This is a genomic window from Staphylococcus sp. HMSC34G04 (genome assembly GCF_001838765.1).
Lineage (GTDB): Bacteria > Bacillota > Bacilli > Staphylococcales > Staphylococcaceae > Staphylococcus > Staphylococcus epidermidis.
Window position 1 is genome coordinate 28,632 of the sequence record NZ_KV838762.1, and the last position, 23,156, is coordinate 51,787.

General features: G+C 33.4%; 25 protein-coding genes. 24 read left to right on the forward strand and 1 reads right to left on the reverse strand.

Features of this window, described 5'->3' with window-relative positions:
• Positions 1–17 precede the first annotated feature (17 nt).
• The 3 genes from HMPREF3241_RS10715 to HMPREF3241_RS10725 all read left to right on the forward strand — a co-directional run bounded on the left by HMPREF3241_RS10715 (position 18) and on the right by HMPREF3241_RS10725 (position 3,469).
• Positions 18–878, forward strand: a complete 861-nt coding sequence (locus HMPREF3241_RS10715) for a GNAT family N-acetyltransferase (RefSeq protein ID WP_070853664.1) — start codon at positions 18–20, stop codon at positions 876–878.
• A 110-nt stretch (positions 879–988) separates the two neighbouring features.
• Positions 989–1,525, forward strand: a complete 537-nt coding sequence (gene rpoE, locus HMPREF3241_RS10720; RefSeq protein WP_049396748.1) for a DNA-directed RNA polymerase subunit delta — start codon at positions 989–991, stop codon at positions 1,523–1,525.
• Positions 1,526–1,861: 336 nt separating this feature from the next.
• Positions 1,862–3,469 carry a CTP synthase gene (locus HMPREF3241_RS10725; protein WP_002458721.1) on the forward strand — a complete coding sequence of 536 codons (1,608 nt, stop codon included), beginning with the start codon at positions 1,862–1,864 and terminating at the stop codon, positions 3,467–3,469.
• Between the two features lie 225 nt (positions 3,470–3,694).
• Here the strand turns inward: HMPREF3241_RS10725 and HMPREF3241_RS10730 are convergent, their stop codons facing one another.
• The gene (locus HMPREF3241_RS10730; protein WP_001829945.1) at positions 3,695–4,216 is read right to left on the reverse strand and encodes a DUF2529 domain-containing protein; all 522 of its coding nucleotides are present in this window, start codon (positions 4,214–4,216) and stop codon (positions 3,695–3,697) included.
• 219 nt (positions 4,217–4,435) lie between these two features.
• Between HMPREF3241_RS10730 and fdaB the strand changes: the two genes are divergently transcribed.
• The 21 genes from fdaB to atpA all read left to right on the forward strand — a co-directional run bounded on the left by fdaB (position 4,436) and on the right by atpA (position 23,086).
• On the forward strand, positions 4,436–5,296 hold the full coding sequence (fdaB, locus tag HMPREF3241_RS10735; protein WP_001829938.1) for a class IIb fructose-bisphosphate aldolase FdaB: 861 nt from the start codon (positions 4,436–4,438) through the stop codon (positions 5,294–5,296).
• A gap of 349 nt (positions 5,297–5,645) precedes the next feature.
• Positions 5,646–6,905 carry a UDP-N-acetylglucosamine 1-carboxyvinyltransferase gene (locus tag HMPREF3241_RS10740; RefSeq protein ID WP_002490695.1) on the forward strand — a complete coding sequence of 420 codons (1,260 nt, stop codon included), beginning with the start codon at positions 5,646–5,648 and terminating at the stop codon, positions 6,903–6,905.
• A 427-nt stretch (positions 6,906–7,332) separates the two neighbouring features.
• A complete protein-coding gene (locus HMPREF3241_RS10745; RefSeq protein ID WP_002475465.1) occupies positions 7,333–8,760 on the forward strand; it encodes an aldehyde dehydrogenase family protein in 1,428 nt (475 codons plus the stop codon).
• A 303-nt stretch (positions 8,761–9,063) separates the two neighbouring features.
• On the forward strand, positions 9,064–10,380 hold the full coding sequence (rho, locus tag HMPREF3241_RS10750; RefSeq protein ID WP_002458717.1) for a transcription termination factor Rho: 1,317 nt from the start codon (positions 9,064–9,066) through the stop codon (positions 10,378–10,380).
• Between the two features lie 116 nt (positions 10,381–10,496).
• Positions 10,497–10,754, forward strand: coding sequence for a type B 50S ribosomal protein L31 (locus tag HMPREF3241_RS10755; protein WP_001829959.1), 258 nt, complete (start codon positions 10,497–10,499; stop codon positions 10,752–10,754).
• A gap of 287 nt (positions 10,755–11,041) precedes the next feature.
• Entirely contained in the window at positions 11,042–11,641 is a 600-nt protein-coding gene (locus HMPREF3241_RS10760; RefSeq protein ID WP_002447798.1) for a thymidine kinase, read from the forward strand.
• Entirely contained in the window at positions 11,641–12,717 is a 1,077-nt protein-coding gene (gene prfA, locus HMPREF3241_RS10765; RefSeq protein WP_002447797.1) for a peptide chain release factor 1, read from the forward strand. The genes HMPREF3241_RS10760 and prfA overlap by 1 nt, the downstream gene beginning before the upstream one ends.
• Entirely contained in the window at positions 12,704–13,540 is an 837-nt protein-coding gene (gene prmC / locus HMPREF3241_RS10770) for a peptide chain release factor N(5)-glutamine methyltransferase (RefSeq protein ID WP_002496988.1), read from the forward strand. Before prfA ends, prmC begins: the two co-directional genes overlap by 14 nt.
• A gap of 42 nt (positions 13,541–13,582) precedes the next feature.
• On the forward strand, positions 13,583–13,729 hold the full coding sequence (locus HMPREF3241_RS12575; protein WP_002447795.1) for a hypothetical protein: 147 nt from the start codon (positions 13,583–13,585) through the stop codon (positions 13,727–13,729).
• Positions 13,705–14,748 (forward strand): L-threonylcarbamoyladenylate synthase, encoded by a 1,044-nt coding sequence (locus HMPREF3241_RS10775; protein WP_002447794.1) that lies wholly within the window; start codon positions 13,705–13,707, stop codon positions 14,746–14,748. The genes HMPREF3241_RS12575 and HMPREF3241_RS10775 overlap by 25 nt, the downstream gene beginning before the upstream one ends.
• Complete coding sequence (locus HMPREF3241_RS10780) at positions 14,745–15,164, forward strand: low molecular weight protein arginine phosphatase (RefSeq protein WP_002447793.1); 420 nt, start codon at positions 14,745–14,747, stop codon at positions 15,162–15,164. Before HMPREF3241_RS10775 ends, HMPREF3241_RS10780 begins: the two co-directional genes overlap by 4 nt.
• 108 nt (positions 15,165–15,272) lie before the next feature.
• Positions 15,273–15,797: a TIGR01440 family protein gene (locus HMPREF3241_RS10785; protein ID WP_002447792.1), complete on the forward strand. Its 525-nt coding sequence runs from the start codon at positions 15,273–15,275 to the stop codon at positions 15,795–15,797.
• Between the two features lie 24 nt (positions 15,798–15,821).
• A complete protein-coding gene (gene glyA / locus HMPREF3241_RS10790) occupies positions 15,822–17,060 on the forward strand; it encodes a serine hydroxymethyltransferase (RefSeq protein ID WP_070853665.1) in 1,239 nt (412 codons plus the stop codon).
• A 28-nt stretch (positions 17,061–17,088) separates the two neighbouring features.
• Positions 17,089–17,718 (forward strand): uracil phosphoribosyltransferase, encoded by a 630-nt coding sequence (gene upp, locus HMPREF3241_RS10795; RefSeq protein ID WP_002458713.1) that lies wholly within the window; start codon positions 17,089–17,091, stop codon positions 17,716–17,718.
• Positions 17,719–17,754: 36 nt separating this feature from the next.
• Positions 17,755–18,888, forward strand: coding sequence for a non-hydrolyzing UDP-N-acetylglucosamine 2-epimerase (gene wecB / locus HMPREF3241_RS10800; protein ID WP_032602800.1), 1,134 nt, complete (start codon positions 17,755–17,757; stop codon positions 18,886–18,888).
• A gap of 152 nt (positions 18,889–19,040) precedes the next feature.
• Positions 19,041–19,391, forward strand: a complete 351-nt coding sequence (locus tag HMPREF3241_RS10805; protein WP_002491197.1) for an ATP synthase subunit I — start codon at positions 19,041–19,043, stop codon at positions 19,389–19,391.
• 25 nt (positions 19,392–19,416) lie between these two features.
• Positions 19,417–20,145: a F0F1 ATP synthase subunit A gene (gene atpB / locus HMPREF3241_RS10810; RefSeq protein WP_001829936.1), complete on the forward strand. Its 729-nt coding sequence runs from the start codon at positions 19,417–19,419 to the stop codon at positions 20,143–20,145.
• A gap of 42 nt (positions 20,146–20,187) precedes the next feature.
• Positions 20,188–20,400, forward strand: coding sequence for a F0F1 ATP synthase subunit C (atpE, locus tag HMPREF3241_RS10815; RefSeq protein ID WP_001048816.1), 213 nt, complete (start codon positions 20,188–20,190; stop codon positions 20,398–20,400).
• A 97-nt stretch (positions 20,401–20,497) separates the two neighbouring features.
• Positions 20,498–21,013 carry a F0F1 ATP synthase subunit B gene (locus HMPREF3241_RS10820; protein WP_002447787.1) on the forward strand — a complete coding sequence of 172 codons (516 nt, stop codon included), beginning with the start codon at positions 20,498–20,500 and terminating at the stop codon, positions 21,011–21,013.
• On the forward strand, positions 21,013–21,552 hold the full coding sequence (locus HMPREF3241_RS10825) for a F0F1 ATP synthase subunit delta (protein ID WP_070853666.1): 540 nt from the start codon (positions 21,013–21,015) through the stop codon (positions 21,550–21,552). Before HMPREF3241_RS10820 ends, HMPREF3241_RS10825 begins: the two co-directional genes overlap by 1 nt.
• Before the next feature lie 22 nt (positions 21,553–21,574).
• Positions 21,575–23,086, forward strand: coding sequence for a F0F1 ATP synthase subunit alpha (atpA, locus tag HMPREF3241_RS10830; protein WP_002475463.1), 1,512 nt, complete (start codon positions 21,575–21,577; stop codon positions 23,084–23,086).
• Positions 23,087–23,156 lie beyond the last annotated feature (70 nt).

Consider the following 23,156-nt stretch of genomic DNA (forward strand, 5'->3'; position numbering starts at 1 on the left):
TAGATAGGGGTAAAGCAATGTTTATAAAAAGGGATTTTGATGATATTACAGTTCAAGTATATGAAGAAAAATATAGAAATGCACTTAACCAATTTGAATTAAGTGAACGACAACAAATATATTCTTCATTACCTCAAACTGTTTTAGATGATGCATTAAAAGATGAAAATCGAGTTGCCAATGTAGCTTTAAATAAAGAAGGAAAAGTAGTAGGGTTCTTCGTATTGCATCGTTATTATCAACATGAAGGTTATGATACACCAAACAATGTTGTTTATGTACGTTCATTGTCAGTTAATGAAAAGTTTCAAGGCCATGGATATGGGACAAAAATGATGATGTTTTTACCAGAGTATGTTCAAGCATTATTTCCTGATTTTACACATTTATACTTAGTAGTAGACGCTGAAAATCAAAGCGCTTGGAACGTTTATGAACGTGCAGGTTTTATGCATACAGCTACAAAAGAAGAAGGACCTATCGGGAAAGAAAGACTCTATTATTTAGATTTAGATTCAAAACATGTGTCTTCTTTAAGGTTAAAAGAGGGGGAGTCAGCATATAGTGATGATATTCATGTGATTAATTTGCTTAAAGATGATGTAAAGGTAGGGTTTATTGCACTAGAACAAAATGATAATAAAATGAATATTTCTGCAATCGAGGTTAATAAGCAAAATAGAAATGAAGGAATTGCAGAAAGTGCTTTACGTCAATTAGCAACGTATATACGTAAACATTTTGAAAACATTGAAGTTTTATCAATTACTTTATATGGCGAACGTAATGAGTTAAAACCATTGTGCTTGAATAGTAATTTTGTAGCAATAGAGGAAACTGAGGATTATACACGTTTTGAAAAATATATTAATTATTAACAGTGATTGCTAAATCACAACTTGTCATTTATAATTTATTTTTGTTACTATTAATAAATGATTATTTGACGTTAATTTAAAGAAAATCCTTTGAAAGGAAGTATTTTTATATGAAAATTCAAGATTACACAAAAGAAATGATTGATGAGAAATCATTTATCGACATGGCCTATACTTTATTAAATGATAAACAAACAACGATGAATTTATATGATATTATTGATGAATTTAAATCTTTAGGTGGATATGAGTATGAAGATATTGAAAATCGAATAGTCCAATTCTATACCGATTTAAACACAGATGGTCGTTTTTTAAATGTAGGAGAAAATCTTTGGGGTCTACGTGACTGGTACTCTGTAGATGATATTGAGGAAAAAATCGCACCAACAATTCAAAAATTCGATATTCTAGATGACGAAGATGAAGAAGATCAAAACCTTAAATTATTAGGTGATGACGACACTGATGAAGATGACGATATTCCTGCTCAAACAGATGATCAAGAAACATTAGACGAGTCAGATAATGATGAAGATGATGTTGAAATGAATGATACAGATATCGTTATTGATGAAGACGAAGACGAAGATATTGCTGAAGGTGAAGAAGAAGCCTTTGAAGACGCCGAAGACTTTAATGATTAATCAAGTAACTATATTTTAATTTAAAAATATGTCTCGCTTTATAACAGAAACATTAAAGTGGGACTTTTATTTTTATTTAAAAGGTGGTAATATTTTATTTGGGCTCCTTTAATTAGGACACGTGTATTAAATAGATACGCTCCCCTTACAATTGCTGTGAGAGGGAGCGATTTTTTTATTTTTAATATTCATAATGAAATGTAAAAGTGAATCAAATTGTTGAGTAATATACCAAATTTATTTCATTATTATTGTTAAATACATAGTTTACTCACAGTTTTTAATAGATTTTATCAATCATTAAATAGTTTACTAAATTATACAGGAGGTCAGACAATGACAAAGTTTATTTTTGTAACAGGCGGGGTTGTGTCATCATTAGGAAAAGGGATAACAGCCGCTTCTCTAGGAAGATTACTTAAAGATAGAGGACTTAAAGTTACAATACAAAAATTCGATCCATATTTAAATGTAGACCCAGGTACAATGAGTCCTTATCAACATGGTGAAGTGTTCGTTACAGATGATGGTGCTGAGACTGATTTAGACTTAGGACATTATGAACGTTTTATAGATATTAATTTAAATAAATATTCAAATGTTACTGCCGGAAAAGTATATTCACATGTGTTGAAAAAAGAGCGTCGTGGTGATTACTTGGGTGGTACTGTACAAGTTATTCCTCATATTACAAACGAAATTAAAGAAAGATTGCTATTAGCTGGTGAGAGTACTAATGCGGATGTTGTAATTACTGAAATTGGTGGAACAACAGGTGATATAGAGTCTTTACCTTTCTTGGAAGCCATTCGTCAAATTAGAAGCGACTTAGGTCGTGAAAATGTAATGTATGTACATTGTACTTTGCTTCCATATATTAAAGCTGCTGGAGAAATGAAAACAAAACCTACACAGCATAGTGTTAAAGAATTACGAGGCCTAGGTATCCAACCTGATTTAATAGTCGTACGAACAGAATACGAAATGACACAAGATTTGAAAGACAAAATCGCGCTATTCTGTGATATCAAAAAGGAAAGTGTTATAGAATGTAGAGATGCAGATTCTCTTTATGAAATTCCGTTACAACTTAGTAAGCAAAATATGGATGACATTGTTATTCAACGTTTACAATTAAATGCCAAGTATGAAACGCAACTGGATGAGTGGAAACATCTATTAGATACCGTTAATCATTTAGATGGTAAAATTACAATTGGTTTAGTTGGTAAATATGTGAGCTTACAAGATGCTTATCTATCAGTTGTTGAATCACTTAAGCATGCTGGTTATCCATTTAAAAAAGATGTTGTGGTAAAATGGATTGATTCAAGTGAAGTTAATGATCATAATGTTGAGGCTTATTTATCCGACGTTGATGGTATTTTAGTTCCTGGTGGATTTGGATTCAGAGCAAGTGAAGGTAAAATTGCAGCTATTCGTTATGCCCGTGAGAATAACATACCGTTCTTTGGCATTTGTTTAGGTATGCAATTGGCAACTGTTGAATTTGCGCGTCATGTTTTAGGCTATGAAGGTGCGCATTCAGCAGAATTAGATCCAAGTACACCTTATCCAATTATAGATTTATTACCAGAACAAAAGGATATTGAAGATTTAGGTGGAACCCTAAGACTTGGTCTTTATCCTTGCCACATTAAAGAAGGTACATTGGCAGAGAAAATTTATAATAAAAATGATATTGAAGAACGTCATCGTCATAGATATGAATTCAATAACGAATTTAGGGAACAATTAGAAAGTAACGGTATGGTCTTTTCAGGGACAAGTCCAGATGGTCGTTTAGTAGAAATTATAGAAATACCTAAAAATGATTTCTTTATTGCATGTCAATTCCATCCTGAATTCTTATCAAGACCTAATCGTCCACAGCCTATATTTAAATCATTTGTAGAAGCGGCGTTAAATTACCAACAAAAATAATTGTTTTGATGCACAAACAATATAAAGCTAAATAAAAATGGTCATTTCCTTAAAAGCAAAAGGAAATGACCATTTTTTAATTGTCCATTAAACTTTATCAGTGTACTTTATTTATCATTATACATTAAATGTTTTGGTTATAATTATTATACGTTCTTGCTTCATCAGTTAATTACACAGATGAAATTATTTTATAGAAAATAATTGAACGACTACACACATATTCTACAAATCCAGATCTCTAGTCATTTCAATCATTTGAGTATAAATATCATAATAAATATAATTTAAGGCCATCGGATGTGGTTGAATGATTTTATCATAATCTTCTGTGTAAACAATGGGCCTAGGTGTTGATAAATTAACATAATGAATTAAATGATTTGGAAAATCATCTCGTTTAGGGTTATTACAAATAAGCACTAAATCGACATCTAAATCAATAAGTTGGAGTACATCACTTTCAACTTCCGAAGTGTAGTATGGTGAAAATAACAGTACCCTATCTGTAGTATCTATATCGTTAAAATTTTGTAAATCTTCAAGTGGTAAACTAGACGCTAATTTTTCATGGCTTTGTAATATGAATGATTCATAGAATTTTAAATCATCGTACCCTTTGATATAGACATGTCCTTCTCCACCAATTGCTTGAATGAGGCATTGAGCTGCCATTTGAATATCTAACTCTTGTTTTTCAAGCCGATTAAAAATACCAGTTAATTGTGTGTTTAAGATTTTTGACATTGTAAACCTCCAATCTCTTTACTGAAATATTGTAAATAATCCTAGGTAGATATGCAATATGTGAACATTTTTCGAAATGTATTCGCTTCCAAAAACGTAAAAACAATTAAATTCGAAAAATATCAATATTAAATAAAATATTCGAATGCAATCAGTATATATTTTTGATATAATGACGTTGAAAAAAACGTGCACTGATGCACTCAAGGAGGAACTTTCATGCCTTTAGTTTCAATGAAAGAAATGTTAATCGATGCGAAAGAAAACGGTTATGCGGTTGGTCAATACAATCTTAATAACCTCGAATTTACACAAGCTATTTTAGAAGCGTCTCAAGAAGAGAATGCGCCAGTTATTCTAGGTGTTTCTGAAGGGGCAGCTCGTTATATGAGTGGCTTTTATACAGTTGTGAAAATGGTAGAAGGTTTAATGCATGACTTAAACATCACAATCCCAGTAGCAATTCATTTAGACCACGGTTCAAGCTTTGAAAAATGTAAAGAAGCAATTGATGCTGGATTCACATCTGTAATGATTGATGCATCTCATAGTCCTTTTGAAGAAAATGTTGAAATCACTTCTAAAGTAGTTGAGTATGCTCACGATAGAGGCGTTTCTGTAGAAGCTGAATTAGGTACAGTTGGTGGACAAGAAGACGACGTAGTTGCTGATGGCGTTATCTATGCAGACCCTAAAGAATGTCAAGAACTAGTAGAAAAAACTGGAATTGATACTTTAGCACCAGCATTAGGTTCTGTACATGGACCATATAAAGGCGAACCTAAATTAGGATTTAAAGAGATGGAAGAAATTGGTGCTTCAACTGGATTACCTTTAGTACTACACGGTGGTACAGGTATTCCGACTAAAGATATTCAAAAAGCTATTCCTTATGGTACTGCTAAAATTAACGTGAATACTGAAAATCAAATTGCGTCTGCTAAAGCAGTTCGTGAAGTATTAAACAACGACAAAGATGTGTATGATCCACGTAAATATTTAGGACCAGCACGTGAAGCTATTAAAGAGACAGTTAAAGGTAAAATTAGAGAATTCGGTACTTCCAATCGCGCTAAATAATTTAAATATCTTTGTTATTGGTCATTGAACATAAGTTCAGTGACCTCTTTTTATGCTATAATAATGACAGAAATTTACATTTTATGGTTACAATATTGGGAAGATTTCATATAATAAAATAGCTTACAAACGAATAATTAACAAAATAAATGATTAACTGAAAAGATAAGTGGTATTAGTTCATTGACGTATTCTTAGTCGTAATTAGCAATCTTTATAAAAAGCAAAATGATGCTATAAATAAATTGTATTTATTGTAAAAATAAGTATTTTACAAATAAAGTAAAATTATCTTATAATGCTAATAATGTGATATTTTAAAAAGAAGGAAACAAAGGAGAAAAGTGATATGGCTCAAGAGGTAATAAAAATTAGAGGTGGACAAACACTAAAAGGAGAAGTAGAAATTAGTGGAGCAAAAAATAGTGCAGTTGCTATTATCCCCGCAACTTTATTAGCTCAAGGACAAGTAAAGTTGGATGGCCTTCCTCAAATCTCTGATGTCGAAACTCTAGTAAGTTTGTTAGAAGATTTAAATATTAAAGCAAGATTAAATGGTAAACAATTAGAAGTGGATACTACACAAATAGAGAATGCACCTCTACCTAATAATAAAGTTGAGTCTTTACGTGCTTCTTATTATATGATGGGTGCAATGCTTGGTCGTTTTAAAAAATGTGTAATTGGATTGCCGGGTGGATGTCCACTCGGACCAAGACCTATTGACCAACATATTAAGGGGTTCAAAGCATTAGGTGCAGAAATTGACGAATCTAGCAATACATCCATGAAATTAGTAGCAAAAGAACTTAGAGGCGCTCATATATTTTTAGATATGGTAAGTGTTGGAGCGACGATTAATATTATGCTTGCGGCAGTTCATGCTAAAGGTCAAACTGTTATTGATAATGCAGCCAAAGAACCTGAAGTTGTAGATGTTGCGAACTTTTTAATGAGTATGGGTGCTGATATTAGAGGAGCTGGTACAACATCAATAAAAATTAATGGTGTTGAGGAACTAAAAGGTTCAGAGTATCAAATTATTCCAGATAGAATTGAAGCTGGTTCTTATATGTGTATGGCCGCAGCAATGGGTGAAGAGGTCATTTTACATAATATAGTCCCTAAACATGTTGAAGCTTTAACTGTTAAGTTAAAAGAGTTAGGTGTAGATATTGAAATAGAAGATGAAAAAATAATCATTCGTAAACAAGCACCGTATAAAAATGTAGATATAAAAACGCTTGTTTATCCAGGTTTTGCAACTGATTTACAACAACCTATTACACCATTATTATTCATGACAGAAGGACCTTCATTTGTGACTGATACTATTTATCCAGCGCGTTTTAAACATGTAGAAGAATTACAGCGTATGGGTGCTAATATTAAATCGGATGAGGGAACAGCTGTAATTAAACCTTCGACACTTAATGGCGCTGAAGTATATGCAAGTGATTTACGCGCAGGCGCTTGCTTAATTACTGCAGGTTTAATAGCTGAAGGTGTGACAACAATATTTAATGTAAAACATATTTATAGAGGATATACTAACATCGTTGAACATCTTAAAGCACTTGGTGCTGATATTTGGACGGAAACGGTTTAATTCTTAACACAATTTTTAAATTAACAACATTTATATTTGAGTGATATGAAATAGTGAGTGTATCAGAATTCAAGTTAAATACGTTGTTTCTCTGCAACAAATCCCAAACTTATAATGTTTGTAAAATGATCTGATGAATTAATCTAATTTAGGATGTTTAAATAGAGTACAATAAAGATTGATTTAAGCGCAATTTAAATTTAGTGATTGACTTACTTATAAGTTAAGAAAGTCTGGGACATTATTGTCTCAGGCTCTTTTTGATTCGAAATCAAATTTGAGAAATGTAATTTCATATTTCAATTATAGTAAGCGCATTTTAGTAACTAGTATTTATTTAAATCAACCTGTGAGCAAGTTATGTTTATTATCTGTAAAAATAGGATAGTATATGTATATAAGTTTTCTAAGGAGTGAATATAATAAGATGAGAAATTTCACTAAACAATATATAAACGGTGAATGGGTTGATAGTGCAAGCGGCGAAACTATTGATGTTATTAATCCTGCAACTGAAGAAGTAATGGGTAAAATTGCTAACGGTAACGAAGAAGATGTTAATAAAGCTGTAGATGCTGCAGATAAAGTATATTTAGAATTTAGACATAGTTCTGTTGATGAAAGAAGAGAACTTTTAGATAAGATTGTAAAAGAATATCAAAATAGAAAAAATGATTTAATTGAAGCAATTACCGATGAACTAGGAGCGCCTTTATCAGTTTCCGAGAACGTTCATTATCAAATGGGATTGAATCACTTTACAGCTGCAAGAGATGCTTTAGATAGCTTCCAATTTGAAGAACAACGTGGCGATGATTTGGTTGTTAAAGAAGCCATTGGAGTTGCTGGACTTGTTACACCTTGGAATTTCCCTACAAACCAAACTTCACTTAAATTAGCTGCTGCGTTTGCTGCTGGAAGTCCTGTTGTTCTAAAACCATCTGAAGAAACACCATTTGCTGCAATTATTTTAGCAGAAATTTTTGATAAAGCAGGCGTACCTAAAGGTGTGTTTAACTTAGTTAATGGTGATGGATCTGGAGTAGGAAATCCTTTAAGTGAACATCCTAAAGTAAGAATGATGTCATTTACAGGTTCTGGTCCTACAGGTTCAAAAATTATGGAAAAAGCTGCAAAAGACTTCAAAAAAGTGTCTCTTGAATTGGGTGGGAAATCACCTTATATCGTATTAGATGACGTTGATGTTGAAGAAGCTGCTAATGCAACAACGAAAAAAGTTGTTAACAATACAGGGCAAGTTTGTACTGCAGGAACACGTGTACTTATTCCTGAAAGTATTAAAGAAGACTACTTAACAGCAGTTAAAGAAGCATTTAGTAAAGTTAAAGTAGGTCAACCAAGAGAAGAAGGAACTCAAGTAGGTCCTATTATTAGTAAAAAACAATTCGATCAAGTTCAGGATTACATTGATAAAGGTATCAATGAAGGAGCAGAGTTATTCTACGGCGGTCCTGGCAAACCAGAAGGATTAGATAAAGGTTATTTTGCGCGTCCAACTATATTTATTAATGTAGATAATCACATGACGATTGCACAAGAAGAAATTTTCGGACCTGTTATGTCTGTAATCACTTATAATAATCTTGACGAAGCTATTGAAATTGCTAATGATACGAAATATGGTCTTGCTGGCTATGTTATTGGTAAAGATAAAGATACATTGAGACATGTCGCTCGTTCAATTGAAGCTGGTACAATTGAAATTAATGAAGCTGGTAGAAAACCAGACTTACCATTCGGTGGTTATAAAGAATCTGGCTTAGGTCGTGAATGGGGCGATTATGGTATCGAAGAATTCTTAGAAGTAAAATCAATAGCTGGATATTTTAAATAATTAGTAAATTAAATTAAAAGTTGCAATTAAACAAAACACGGAACTAATTTTGTTCTGTGTTTTGTTTTTTATGTTAAAATTCCTAAAATCATTTTGTAATTAAAATGAAAATTTGCTATAGTTAGTCTAGTAATTAGAAGGTTGAGAAATATATAAACGTATAAATATAGCTATAATGTGACTTTTTATTATTGACAGTCACATAAGTATCAAGATAAACATCTATTATTTGGTTAAGCTAACTATACGTTTATTATTTTTGAACTTCGTAAAATAAATAATTAATGAAATGGGTGCAAGTCTATGCCTGGTAGAGAACGAACATCTCCGCAGTATGAATCTTTCCACGAATTATATAAAAACAATACTACTAAAGAGCTCACTCAAAAAGCCAAATCTTTAAAATTAACTAATTACAGTAAATTAAATAAAAAAGAATTGGTACTTGCCATTATGGAAGCACAAATGGAAAAAGATGGTAATTACTATATGGAAGGAATATTAGATGATATTCAACAAGATGGATATGGTTTCTTAAGAACCGTTAACTATTCTAAAGGTGAGAAGGATATTTATATTTCTGCAAGCCAAATTCGACGTTTTGAAATAAAACGTGGTGATAAAGTAACGGGTAAAGTTCGTAAACCAAAAGATAATGAAAAATATTATGGTCTACTTCAAGTTGATTTTGTGAACGATCATAATGCAGAAGAAGTCAAAAAACGTCCTCACTTCCAAGCTTTAACACCTCTTTATCCTGAAGAAAGAATCCTATTAGAAACGCAATCTACAAATTATTCCACTCGTATTATGGATTTAGTCACACCAATAGGTCTTGGTCAACGTGGTCTTATAGTTGCACCACCTAAAGCTGGTAAGACAAGTTTATTAAAAGAAATCGCTAATGCAATAGCGAGTAATAAACCTGAAGCGAATTTATTTATCTTACTAGTAGGTGAGCGTCCAGAAGAAGTGACGGATATTGAAAGATCGGTTGAATCTGCAGAAGTCGTTCATTCGACTTTCGATGAACCACCAGAACATCATGTTAAAGTTGCTGAATTATTATTAGAGCGTGCAAAGCGATTAGTTGAAATTGGAGAAGATGTAATTATACTTATGGACTCCATAACACGTTTGGCTCGAGCGTATAATTTAGTCATACCTCCTAGTGGACGTACATTGTCAGGCGGGCTTGATCCCGCTTCATTACACAAACCTAAAGCGTTTTTTGGTGCAGCACGTAACATTGAAGCTGGGGGAAGTTTGACAATTTTAGCTACTGCTTTAGTTGAGACAGGATCTCGTATGGATGATATGATTTATGAAGAGTTCAAGGGTACAGGTAATATGGAATTACATCTTGATCGCAAGTTATCAGAACGTAGAATATTCCCAGCGATAGACATAGGTCGTAGTTCAACACGAAAAGAAGAGCTATTAATCACTAAAGAGGAATTAGATTCATTATGGCAATTACGAAATTTATTTACCGATTCAACAGACTTTACAGAACGTTTTATTAGAAAACTTAAGCGTTCGAAAAATAATAAGGAATTCTTTAAGCAATTGCAAAAAGCAGCTGAAGAGAGTACTAAAACAGGAAGACCAATTATTTAAACTCGTAGATTAAGGGTTGCGTTTTCCATATATTACTATTATAATTACACAGTATTGGGTAAAAAACTCACAAATAACTCTGTTCCAGATGGTTCAGGGCAAAGGAGCTGAAAAAAATGAAACAAGGAATTCATCCTGAATATCACAAAGTTATCTTTTTAGATACAACAACAAACTTTAAATTTTTAAGTGGTTCTACAAAAACATCTTCAGAAACTATGGAATGGGAAGATGGAAATGAATACCCAGTTATTCGTTTAGATGTATCATCAGATTCTCATCCATTCTATACTGGACGTCAAAAATTCGCAGCAGCGGATGGTCGTGTGGAACGTTTCAACAAAAAGTTTGGACTCAAATCAAACAACAACTAATTTTGGATTTCAACTGTCTACTTTCCCGTTTGGGTATTGTAGACAGTTTTTTATTATAGAGTTTCGTTGAATCATCAACGCTATATCAAAGCTCTTTATATCTATAAAATCTATCGATAAGTATAAACATTTATAGAGATGTGTAAAATCTTTTATAGATTATTCGTTTAATTATTAAATTTCATAATACACTTGTAAATTATGATTCTTACTTTGAAAATACATTTATATACATAAAAAATATGATATAATTAAGCGATTATGTTTTGAAAAAGGTGGAACTATCAATGTATGAAACGTACCATTCAGGTTGGATTGAAACCATAACAGGAAGTATGTTTAGTGGAAAATCTGAAGAACTTATACGTCGCTTAAGACGTGGAATCTACGCTAAACAAAAGGTGGTTGTTTTCAAACCAGCAATTGATGATCGTTACCATAAAGAAAAGGTCGTCTCACATAATGGTAATGAGATAGAAGCGATTAATATATCTACAGCTCAAGAAATTTTAAATCATAAGCTAGAAGAAGTAAACGTCATCGGAATTGATGAAGTGCAATTTTTTGAAGATGATATTGTCAACATAGTTGAAAAATTAGCCGAAAACGGGCATCGTGTTATTGTAGCAGGTTTAGATATGGACTTTAGAGGAGAACCGTTTAAACCTATGCCCAAGTTGCTCGCAGTTAGTGAACATATTACAAAGTTGCAAGCAGTATGTTCTGTCTGTGGTTCACCCTCGAGTCGTACACAGCGGTTAATAAATGGTGAACCGGCAAAAGAAGATGATCCCATCATATTGGTTGGTGCAAATGAAAGTTACGAGCCACGTTGTAGAGCACATCATATAGTTGCGCCTAGTGAAAATGAGAAGGAGGAAATGTAGTGTTTGATCAATTAGATATAGTAGAAGAACGATATGAACAATTAAATGAATTACTGAGTGATCCTGATGTAGTGAATGACGCTGATAAATTAAGAAAATATTCAAAAGAACAAGCTGACTTACAAAAGACTGTTGATGTGTATAGAAGTTATAAGACCAAAAAAGAAGAATTACAAGATATTGAGGATATGTTAAGTGAAACATCTGATAAAGAAGAAGTTGAAATGCTAAAAGAAGAAAGTAGCGCTTTAAAAACAGAATTACCTGATATGGAAGAAGAATTAAAAATCTTACTTATACCTAAAGATCCTAATGATGATAAAGATGTTATTGTCGAAATTCGTGCAGCTGCAGGAGGAGATGAAGCTGCAATATTTGCTGGGGACTTAATGAGAATGTATTCAAAATACGCCGAGGCAAACGGATTTAAAACAGAAATAGTAGAAGCTTCAGAAAGTGATCATGGTGGATATAAAGAAGTGAGTTTCTCAGTATCTGGTACAGGTGCTTACAGTAAATTAAAATTTGAAAATGGTGCACATAGAGTCCAACGTGTGCCTGAAACAGAATCAGGAGGGCGAATTCACACTTCCACTGCAACTGTTGCTGTATTACCTGAAGCTGAAGATGTCGAAATTGAGATACGTAATGAAGATTTAAAAATTGATACTTATCGTTCTAGTGGTGCTGGTGGTCAGCACGTTAATACGACTGACTCTGCAGTACGTATTACACACTTGCCGACGGGTGTTATAGCAACTTCTTCTGAAAAGTCTCAAATTCAAAACCGAGAAAAAGCAATGAAAGTTTTAAAAGCTCGATTATATGATATGAAATTGCAAGAAGAACAACAAAAATATGCTTCTCAAAGAAAATCAGCTGTTGGTACAGGCGATCGCTCTGAAAGAATAAGAACTTATAATTATCCTCAAAGTCGTGTGACAGATCATCGGATTGGTTTAACGCTTCAAAAGTTAAATCAAATTATGGAAGGACATTTAGACGAGATTGTGGAGGCACTCACACTTTCAGAACAAACTGAGAAACTGAAAGAATTAAACAATGGTGAATTATAAAGAAAAGTTTGCAGAAGCCAAGACAATTGCTATAAATGAAGGGTTTGAATCAACTCGTGCCGAATGGTTGTTTTTAGATGTTTTTGGTTGGTCAAAAACAGATTATTTAATTCATAAAGATGAACAAATGTCTTTGACATCGATTAACAAATTGGATAAAGCGTTGGATAGGATGGTCACTGGAGAACCTATCCAATACATTGTTGGATTTCAGTCATTTTATGGTTATCAATTTAAAGTGAATCAACACTGTCTTATACCAAGGCCTGAAACTGAGGAAGTTATGCTGCATTTTTTAGAATTGTGTAAAAAGACTGATACCATAGCAGATATTGGAACTGGAAGTGGTGCTATAGCAATTACGCTTAAGTTACTGCAACCTGAATTAAATGTTATTGCAACAGATTTGTATGAAGATGCTTTAAGTGTAGCTAAGCAAAATGCAAGTCACTATCACCAAAATATTCAGTTTTTGCGTGGAAATGCTTTAAAACCGCTAATTGAAAAAGATATAAAATTGGATGGGTTAATATCTAATCCACCATACATAGGTCATAGCGAAATAATAGATATGGAGTCAACAGTACTAAATTATGAGCCGCATCATGCTCTATTCGCTGAGAAAAACGGATTTGCTATTTATGAGTCAATATTAGAAGATTTACCATTTGTAATGAAACAAGGTGGACATGTTGTTTTTGAAATTGGTTATCAACAAGGAGATATCTTAAAAAGAATGGTTCAAGATTTATATCCTGAAAAAGAAGTAGAGATTTTCAAAGATATCAATGGAAATCAGCGAATTTTATCTATTATTTGGTAGTTAAACAATTTATACGATATTGTTTTTATAGTTGTTTTGTTTATGAAAAACATGACTTTCGATCAGCAACATAGCACGGGTGGAATTTTAATTCAACTTTTTGAAAATGAATTAAATTCTGCCCTTATTTCTTTACAGCATACAATCACAGAAGAGGTGAAAACATGCACACACAAATATGGGATTTAAGAATGTATAAAAATAATGTTAGTCAATATCCACATATTGATGAGATAAAACAAACTTTCCTAGATGGAGGTTTAGTAGCGATACCTACTGAAACAGTATATGGTCTTGGGGCGAATGCTAGAAACGAAGAAGCAGTCGAAAATATCTATGTTGCAAAAGGACGTCCGTCAGATAATCCGTTAATCGTCCATATTCACAGTATTGAACAACTCGATGATTTTGTAGAGCATATCGATGATAAGGTTAAAGTATTAATGGATGAATTTTGGCCGGGACCTATTTCTTTTATATTACCACTTAAACAGGGTTATCTTTGCAGTAAAGTGACTGGTGGATTAGAATCTATCGCTGTTAGAATGCCTAGTCATAAAATAGGGAGAGCATTACTTCAAATTGTAGATGAACCCATAGCAGCTCCTAGTGCTAATATTAGTGGTCGTCCGTCACCAACAACCTTTGAACATGTGAATAGAGATTTAAATGGCAAAGTCAACGGTATAGTTAATGGTGATCAATGTGAAGAGGGGCTTGAAAGTACTGTGATTGATTGCACACAGTTTCCGTTTCGTATCGCGCGACCAGGTTCAATTACACAAGATATGATAGAAACTAAACTACCGCATTCGATAAATCGTCAAATATATGAGGAAAATGAAAAGCCTATCGCACCTGGGATGAAATATAAACATTATTCTCCAGAAACCCCATTAACAATTGTTAAAGATTTAAATAAAAAAATAGCTAATGATGATAAATGGTCAAAAGTAGCATTTGTATTTCCACAGAGTCAAAGAAGTTTGATTCCCGAAAATAGCATTTTTATATCATTATGTGAAAATAAGGAAGATTTTAAATCAGCAGGCCATAATTTATATGAAATTTTACATGAACTTGACCAGAATGAAGAAATAGAAGAGGCATATATTTATGGATTTGAAGATAATCATCATACTGAAGCTATCATGAATCGAATGTTAAAAGCAGCAAGTTATAAACTAGTTAAAGGTGAAAAGCTATGAAAATAATTTTTGTATGTAGTGGCAACACTTGTCGAAGCCCACTGGCTGAAAGTATAGCCAAGTCCCTTTTACCAAACGATAGCATAGCTTCAAGAGGACTATTCGCAGTTGAGGGACAGGCCATATCTAAGGAATCGTTAGAATTAATTCATAAGTACGGTTTACCTGAACCATCGCTAGCACAAACTTTTCGTATAGATGATCTTGATGCTGATATTATACTTACCATGACGCAAGATCATAAAGACTTGATATTTTCTATGTATGGACGACAATCTAATGTCTTTACATTAAATGAGTATGTAGGTGACACACAGGAAATTGATGACCCATTTGGTGGCTCATTCGATGTTTATGAACAAACTTATATCAAAATTTATGATTTAGTCGACAAAATAAAATTTAAACACGAGTAAAGTAAAATATATATAATTAGTATATGTTAAGCTTTAAATAAGTTATAATTAAGGAGTATAGCAAGTTTGCTATGTTCCTTTTTATTTTTTACAAAGGGGTGGGTTCAAATGCGTGATTTACAACAACTGCTTGATGAATTGAAAGATATGTCATTCTTTAACCCAGGCGAAATGTGTATCATTGGTTGTTCAACTTCTGAAGTTATAGGTAAACGTATTGGTTCTGTTGGATCGATGGACGTAGCTAAAGAAATTTATGAAAATTTGAAACAACTAGAGATTGATACAGGCGTGACATTTGCTTTTCAAGGATGTGAACATATTAACCGGGCAGTAACGATAGATAGAGCAAATTTCAACCCATTGACTATGGAAGAAGTTACTGTCATTCCAGACGTTCATGCAGGTGGTAGTTTATCCACTTACGCTTATCAACAAATGGAAGATCCTATTGTTGTTGAGCATATTACTGTTTCAAAAGGTATAGATATAGGTCAGACCTTAATTGGAATGCATATTAAACATGTGTGTGTTCCTGTAAGAACAAGTGTTAAACAAATTGGAGAAGCTATCGTTACCATAGCGACATCTAGACCTAAGAAAATTGGTGGCGAACGAGCTAAATATCAATAAATATTGTGGAAGAAGGGGATTCAAATGTCTTATATCGAGAAGAAGGATAAAGTTGTTTACGATGCTATTCAAAAGGATTTTCAACGACAAAATAGTAATATTGAACTTATTGCATCAGAAAATTTCGTATCACAAGCAGTTATGGAAGCTCAAGGTTCAGTATTAACGAATAAATATGCTGAGGGTTATCCTGGACGTCGTTATTATGGCGGGTGTGAGCACGTAGATGTAACTGAGGCCATTGCCATTGATAGAGCAAAAGCTTTATTTGGAGCAGAACATGTTAATGTCCAACCCCATTCAGGTTCTCAAGCTAATATGGCTGTGTATTTGGTTGCTTTAGAAATGGGCGATACTGTGTTAGGTATGAATTTGAGTCATGGTGGGCATTTAACTCATGGGGCACCTGTCAATTTTAGTGGTAAATTTTATCATTTTGTTGAATATGGTGTGGACCAAGAAAATGAATTAATTAACTATGATGAAGTGAGACGTTTAGCAATTGAGCATCAACCTAAATTAATTGTAGCTGGTGCTTCAGCATATTCAAGAACTATTGACTTTAAAAAATTTAAAGAAATTGCAGACGAAGTAGGAGCTAAATTGATGGTAGATATGGCACATATTGCTGGTTTAGTAGCTGCTGGTTTACATCCTAATCCTGTAGAATATGCTGATTTTGTGACTACTACAACTCATAAAACTTTACGTGGTCCACGTGGTGGTATGATTTTATGTAAAGAAGAATATAAAAAAGATATAGATAAAACAATCTTCCCAGGTATTCAAGGTGGTCCACTAGAACATGTCATCGCTGCAAAAGCTGTTGCATTTGGAGAAGCTTTGAACGACGATTTTAAAGATTATCAAAATCAAGTCATTAAAAATGCACAAGCTTTAGCTCAAACATTAATTGAAGAAGGGTTCAGAGTTGTATCTGGCGGAACAGACAATCATTTAGTTGCAGTTGATGTTAAAGGTTCTATCAATATGACTGGTAAATTAGCTGAAGAGACACTTGATAAAGTAGGAATTACATGTAATAAGAATACTATTCCATTTGATAAAGAAAAACCGTTTGTAACAAGTGGTGTTAGACTAGGAACACCTGCAGCTACAACTCGTGGTTTTGATGAATCTGCATTTGTGGAAGTAGCAAAAATTATTAGTTTAGCATTAAATAACTATGATAATGATACTAAACTAAATGAAGCTAAAGAGAGGGTTCACGCACTCACATCTAAATATCCATTATATAATTAATAGATATACACATTGGAGGAAAATGATTATGAGTAAAGTACATGTTTTTGATCACCCATTAATACAACACAAACTAAGTTATATTAGAGACGCTCACACTGGAACAAAAGAGTTTAGAGAACTTGTAGATGAAGTCGGTATGTTAATGGCCTATGAAGTAACTAGAGACTTAGAACTACAAGATGTTGAAATACAAACGCCTGTGACTAAAATGACAGCTAAACGTTTGGCAGGTAAAAAGTTAGCAATTGTACCTATTTTAAGAGCTGGTTTAGGCATGACAGATGGTGTGTTAAGTCTTGTTCCTGCTGCTAGGGTAGGACATATAGGACTTTATAGAGATCCAGAGACTCTTGAAGCGGTAGAGTACTTTGCGAAAATGCCTCAAGATATCGATGAACGTCAAATTATTGTGGTTGATCCTATGCTTGCTACTGGTGCTTCAGCTATTGAAGCAATTTCTTCATTAAAAAAACGAGGAGCTAAAAGTATACGTTTTATGTGTTTAATAGCTGCCCCTGAAGGCGTTGAAAAAATGCAAGAAGCACACCCAGATGTAGATATATACATTGCAGCATTAGATGAAAAATTAAATGACAAAGCGTATATTACACCTGGTTTAGGTGATGCAGGGGATAGATTATTCGGTACTAAATAATAGATTCGGAGATAGATATTTTTGAAGAAAAAAGTTATGACCATATTTGGAACTAGGCCTGAAGCTATAAAAATGGCTCCGTTGATTAAAACGTTAGAAAAAGATTCTAACCTGGAACCCGTTGTTGTAGTCACCGCCCAACATAGGGAGATGCTTGATTCAGTGTTGAATACTTTTAATATAAGTGCAGATTATGATTTGAATATTATGAAAGCTGGTCAAACACTGTCTGAAGTAACATCTGAAGCAATGAAAAAGTTAGAAGATATCATACAAAAGGAAGTGCCTGATATGGTACTTGTTCATGGTGATACAGTGACAACCTTTTCTGGAGCATTAGCTGCATTTTATAGTCAAACACCTATAGGACATGTTGAAGCTGGATTAAGGAGTTATAATAAATATTCACCTTATCCAGAAGAAATAAATAGACAAATGGTTGGGGTAATGGCAGATTTGCACTTTGCCCCAACCTATAATGCTGCACAGAATTTAGTAAAAGAGGGTAAATTAGCCAAACATATAGCTATCACTGGTAATACAGCTATTGACGCAATGAAATATACAATCGATTACCAATATTCATCATCTATTATACAAAAACATAAAAATAAAAACTTTATTTTACTCACAGCACATAGACGTGAAAACATAGGTAAACCTATGATAAACGTGTTTAAAGCGATTAGAAAGTTGATTGATGAATATCATGATTTAGCGTTGGTCTATCCTATGCATATGAATCCCAAAGTAAGAGATATAGCGCAAAAATATTTAGGAAATCATCCTAGGATTGAATTGATAGAACCACTTGATGTGGTTGATTTTCATAATTTTGCTAAACAAGCATATCTCATTATGACTGACTCTGGTGGAATACAAGAGGAGGCACCATCATTACATAAACCTGTTTTAGTATTGAGAGATAGTACTGAAAGACCGGAGGGTGTAGATGCTGGAACTTTGAGAGTCATTGGTACGAATGAAGAAGATGTCTATAATGAAACTAAAAAATTATTAGAAAAACCAGACCTTTATCAAAAAATGAGTCAAGCTGTTAATCCATATGGCGATGGACAAGCTAGTGAGAGAATTGTGCAACATATAAAATATTATTTTAATTTGACAAATGACAGACCCAATCATTTTGAATATACAAAAGATTTATAAAATGACAAATGTGAATTTTTTGTGACAAAAACCAGTGAAAATTTAACAAGAATTTGAATAGAATTGACACCATACAACCGGCTATATTATCATTTAGATTGTATGAGTGGAACGGTTTACATGATTGGTATAGGACACTCGGAGGCTATAAAATGCGTCGTTTCAACATCATTTTCAAACAATATTTGCAATATTATCTTTATTTATTGGTAATAGTTGGAATATTGTACTCAATTTCACCCCGCCCATTTTTTTTGGGTCTTATGATAGGTACATGTGGTTCTTTAGTAAATACATACATCTTTGAGATTTATTTAGCTAAATCCATGCATAAAGAATCGACACAAATGTCTACTGGTAGTACTTGGAGGTATTTAGTGGCAATTATTGCATGTGTATTATGGTTATTCTTTAAAGAACACATTAATATTATCGGAGTTTTAATTGGGTTAATGATTTCTTATATTGTAATCATATTGCGCCCTCTACTACAAAGGGAGTAAAAATTTAATAGAAAGAGGTGAGTTTATGGATCACAAATCCCCACTCGTTAGTTGGAACGTCTTTGGTTTCGATATTGTTTTTAATCTGGCCAGTGTTTTAATGGTAGTGATTACAGCAATTTTAGTTTTTATTTTAGCTATAGTTTGCACTCGAAACTTAAAGAAACGACCAACTGGAAAACAAAACTTCATTGAATGGGTATTTGATTTTGTTAGAGGTATTATTGAAAGTAATATGGCCTGGAAAAAAGGTGGGAATTTCCACTTCTTAGCAGTGACATTAATTCTTTTCATTTTTGTAGCCAACATGCTTGGTTTACCGTTCGCAATTGTCACTCATGACCATACGCTATGGTGGAAATCACCAACAGCAGACGCTACGGTAACTCTAACGTTATCTACAACTATGATTTTGTTAACGCACTATTACGGTATTAAAATGCGTGGAACAAAAGCTTATGCAGCTGGATATTTTAAACCTTTCTGGCCATTGGCTATTATTAATGTATTCGAAGAATTCACTTCTACATTAACTTTAGGTCTACGTTTGTACGGTAATATTTTTGCAGGTGAATTATTACTCGGTTTACTTGCATCATTGTTCTTTGAACAACCTGCATGGGGTTGGATAATTAGTATTCCTGGATTAATAGTTTGGCAAGCGTTCTCTATATTCGTGGGAACGATTCAAGCATATATCTTTGTAATGCTTTCAATGGTTTACATGTCACATAAAGTGGCAGACGGACATTAATATAATTTAGTAACTATATAAATATTAGGAGGAAATTTTATTATGAATTTAATCGCAGCGGCAATCGCAATTGGTTTATCAGCATTAGGTGCAGGTATTGGTAACGGTCTTATCGTATCTAGAACAGTTGAAGGTGTAGCACGTCAACCAGAAGCACGTGGTCAATTAATGGGTATCATGTTCATTGGTGTTGGTTTAGTTGAGGCATTACCAATCATCGGTGTTGTAATTGCATTCATGACATTTGCTGGATAAGACATTTTATAAGGCGAAGTCTAACGAGAGACTATCGCCGTTCGTTTTGTTTTTTATAGCTTAGTGATTATTTTGACGAAAGGAGTGTCATGAGCCCGTGACTGCAACAGCTAATACATTTATTCTCGGTGCAGGAGTTGAATGGGGGACAACAATTGTAACACTCGCAACATTTGTAATCCTCATCATACTTTTGAAGAAATTTGCTTGGGGTCCATTAAAAGAAGTAATGGATAAACGTGAACGTGATATCAATAAAGATATTGACGACGCAGAACAAGCTAAGATAAATGCTCAAAAACTTGAAGAAGAAAATAGAAAGACACTTAAAGAAACTCAAGATGAAGTTCAAAAAATCTTAGATGATGCTAAGATTCAAGCACGTAAGCAACATGAAGAAATTATTCATGAAGCTAACGAAAAAGCTAATGGTATGATTGAAACTGCTCAAAGTGAAATTAATAGTCAAAAAGAACGTGCAATTTCTGATATTAATAATCAAGTTTCTGAACTATCAGTACTTATTGCATCTAAAGTTCTTAGAAAAGAAATTTCAGAGCAAGATCAAAAAGAATTAGTTGAAAAGTATTTAAAAGAGGCAGGGGATAAATAATGGCAAAGGTAGCAAAAAAATATGCCAAAGCATTATTTGATGTCGCTCTAGATACAAATCAACTAGATGTTGTCTATGAAGATTTAGAAACAATTAGCCATTCATCGTTTGATTTCATAAAACAACTTAAAGCAATTGATAGTAATCCAAGTTTAACTGCAAATCAACGTAAAGAATTTGTAGAAAGAGTTTACAACGAAGCAAATCCATATGTGGTAAATACTTTAAAAGTATTAGCAGATAACCGACATATTTCAATTGTAGAGAATGTTTTTAAATCATTTCAAAATTTATTTAACAAACACTACAAACAAGATTTTGCTATTATTGAATCGACTTACGAGTTAAGCGAAGATGAAATATCAAGAATTGTAGAACTTATAAAAAAGCAAACTGAATTGTCAAATGTAATTGTTAACACTAAAATCAATCAAGATCTAATTGGTGGATTTAGAGTTAAGGTTGGAACTACAGTTATGGATGGTAGTGTTAGAAATGACCTTGTTCAATTACAAAGAAAATTTGAAAGAGCTAACTAATATTTAAAGAGGAGTGACATAGATGGCCATAAAAGCTGAAGAAATCAGTGCATTGCTTCGCTCACAAATTGAAAATTATGAGTCAGAAATGTCCGTTACAGATGTTGGTACAGTACTCCAAATTGGTGACGGTATCGCATTAATTCACGGACTTAACGACGTTATGGCTGGTGAGCTAGTAGAATTCCATAACGGTGTTCTTGGTTTAGCACAAAACCTTGAAGAATCTAATGTGGGTGTGGTTATTTTAGGACCATATGAAGAAATTAGTGAAGGTGACGAAGTTAAACGTACTGGCCGAATTATGGAAGTACCAGTCGGAGAGGAAATGATAGGAAGAGTTGTTAATCCTCTTGGACAACCTATTGACGGGCAAGGTCCAATCAATGCGACTAAAACCCGTCCTGTGGAGAAAAAAGCAACTGGCGTAATGGATCGTAAATCTGTAGATGAACCATTACAAACAGGTATCAAAGCAATTGATGCTTTAGTACCTATTGGTCGAGGTCAACGTGAATTAATCATTGGTGACCGTCAAACTGGTAAAACAACAGTTGCAATTGATTCTATCTTAAACCAAAAAGATCAAGATACAATTTGTATTTATGTTGCAATAGGTCAAAAAGATTCAACTGTTCGTGCAAATGTTGAAAAATTAAGACAAGCAGGTGCTTTAGACTACACAATCGTTGTATCTGCATCCGCAGCTGATCCAGCACCATTACTTTATATTGCGCCATATTCTGGTGTAACTATGGGTGAAGAGTTCATGTTTAATGGAAAACATGTTCTTATCGTTTACGATGATTTAACTAAGCAAGCGGCAGCATACCGTGAGTTATCATTATTACTACGTAGACCACCAGGTCGTGAAGCATATCCTGGGGACGTCTTCTACCTACACAGTAGATTATTAGAAAGAGCTGCAAAACTTAACGATGATCTTGGAGGCGGTTCAATTACTGCTTTACCAATCATTGAAACTCAAGCTGGCGATATCTCAGCTTACGTTCCAACAAATGTTATCTCAATTACTGACGGACAAATATTCTTGCAATCTGATTTATTCTTCTCAGGTGTTAGACCAGCGATTAATGCTGGACAATCAGTATCTCGTGTTGGTGGTTCAGCTCAAATTAAAGCGATGAAAAAAGTTGCAGGAACATTACGTTTAGACTTGGCTTCATATCGTGAGTTAGAATCATTTGCGCAATTTGGTTCTGATTTAGATGAATTCACAGCTAAAAAGTTGGCGCGTGGTGAACGTACTGTTGAAGTCTTAAAACAAGGTCAAAACAACCCACTGCCTGTAGAACATCAAGTACTTATCATTTTTGCATTAACTAAAGGTTACTTAGATGATATTCCTGTACAAGATATCACTCGTTTTGAAGAGGAATTTAACCACTGGGCTGATTCAAATGCAACTGAGTTATTAAATGAAATTAGAGAAACTGGTGCTTTACCAGATGCTGATAAATTTGATTCTGCTATCACAGAATTTAAAAAAGGCTTTAATAAATCAGAAGAATAAAATCTAATTTAATCGTAATATAGAGAGTACATTCTAAATCTTATAAATCGTTAAATTAAGATTAATACTC

Excerpts from the sequence above, each read along its gene's own strand:
- HMPREF3241_RS10715 (WP_070853664.1), top strand. The coding sequence starts at position 18 with ATGTTTATAAAAAGGGATTTTGATGATATTACAGTTCAAGTATATGAA.
- rpoE (WP_049396748.1), top strand. The coding sequence starts at position 989 with ATGAAAATTCAAGATTACACAAAAGAAATGATTGATGAGAAATCATTT.
- HMPREF3241_RS10725 (WP_002458721.1), top strand. The coding sequence starts at position 1,862 with ATGACAAAGTTTATTTTTGTAACAGGCGGGGTTGTGTCATCATTAGGA.
- HMPREF3241_RS10730 (WP_001829945.1), bottom strand. The coding sequence starts at position 4,216 with ATGTCAAAAATCTTAAACACACAATTAACTGGTATTTTTAATCGGCTT.
- fdaB (WP_001829938.1), top strand. The coding sequence starts at position 4,436 with ATGCCTTTAGTTTCAATGAAAGAAATGTTAATCGATGCGAAAGAAAAC.
- HMPREF3241_RS10740 (WP_002490695.1), top strand. The coding sequence starts at position 5,646 with ATGGCTCAAGAGGTAATAAAAATTAGAGGTGGACAAACACTAAAAGGA.
- HMPREF3241_RS10745 (WP_002475465.1), top strand. The coding sequence starts at position 7,333 with ATGAGAAATTTCACTAAACAATATATAAACGGTGAATGGGTTGATAGT.
- rho (WP_002458717.1), top strand. The coding sequence starts at position 9,064 with ATGCCTGGTAGAGAACGAACATCTCCGCAGTATGAATCTTTCCACGAA.
- HMPREF3241_RS10755 (WP_001829959.1), top strand. The coding sequence starts at position 10,497 with ATGAAACAAGGAATTCATCCTGAATATCACAAAGTTATCTTTTTAGAT.
- HMPREF3241_RS10760 (WP_002447798.1), top strand. The coding sequence starts at position 11,042 with ATGTATGAAACGTACCATTCAGGTTGGATTGAAACCATAACAGGAAGT.
- prmC (WP_002496988.1), top strand. The coding sequence starts at position 12,704 with ATGGTGAATTATAAAGAAAAGTTTGCAGAAGCCAAGACAATTGCTATA.
- HMPREF3241_RS12575 (WP_002447795.1), top strand. The coding sequence starts at position 13,583 with ATGAAAAACATGACTTTCGATCAGCAACATAGCACGGGTGGAATTTTA.
- HMPREF3241_RS10775 (WP_002447794.1), top strand. The coding sequence starts at position 13,705 with ATGCACACACAAATATGGGATTTAAGAATGTATAAAAATAATGTTAGT.
- HMPREF3241_RS10780 (WP_002447793.1), top strand. The coding sequence starts at position 14,745 with ATGAAAATAATTTTTGTATGTAGTGGCAACACTTGTCGAAGCCCACTG.
- HMPREF3241_RS10785 (WP_002447792.1), top strand. The coding sequence starts at position 15,273 with ATGCGTGATTTACAACAACTGCTTGATGAATTGAAAGATATGTCATTC.
- glyA (WP_070853665.1), top strand. The coding sequence starts at position 15,822 with ATGTCTTATATCGAGAAGAAGGATAAAGTTGTTTACGATGCTATTCAA.
- upp (WP_002458713.1), top strand. The coding sequence starts at position 17,089 with ATGAGTAAAGTACATGTTTTTGATCACCCATTAATACAACACAAACTA.
- wecB (WP_032602800.1), top strand. The coding sequence starts at position 17,755 with ATGACCATATTTGGAACTAGGCCTGAAGCTATAAAAATGGCTCCGTTG.
- HMPREF3241_RS10805 (WP_002491197.1), top strand. The coding sequence starts at position 19,041 with ATGCGTCGTTTCAACATCATTTTCAAACAATATTTGCAATATTATCTT.
- atpB (WP_001829936.1), top strand. The coding sequence starts at position 19,417 with ATGGATCACAAATCCCCACTCGTTAGTTGGAACGTCTTTGGTTTCGAT.
- atpE (WP_001048816.1), top strand. The coding sequence starts at position 20,188 with ATGAATTTAATCGCAGCGGCAATCGCAATTGGTTTATCAGCATTAGGT.
- HMPREF3241_RS10825 (WP_070853666.1), top strand. The coding sequence starts at position 21,013 with ATGGCAAAGGTAGCAAAAAAATATGCCAAAGCATTATTTGATGTCGCT.
- atpA (WP_002475463.1), top strand. The coding sequence starts at position 21,575 with ATGGCCATAAAAGCTGAAGAAATCAGTGCATTGCTTCGCTCACAAATT.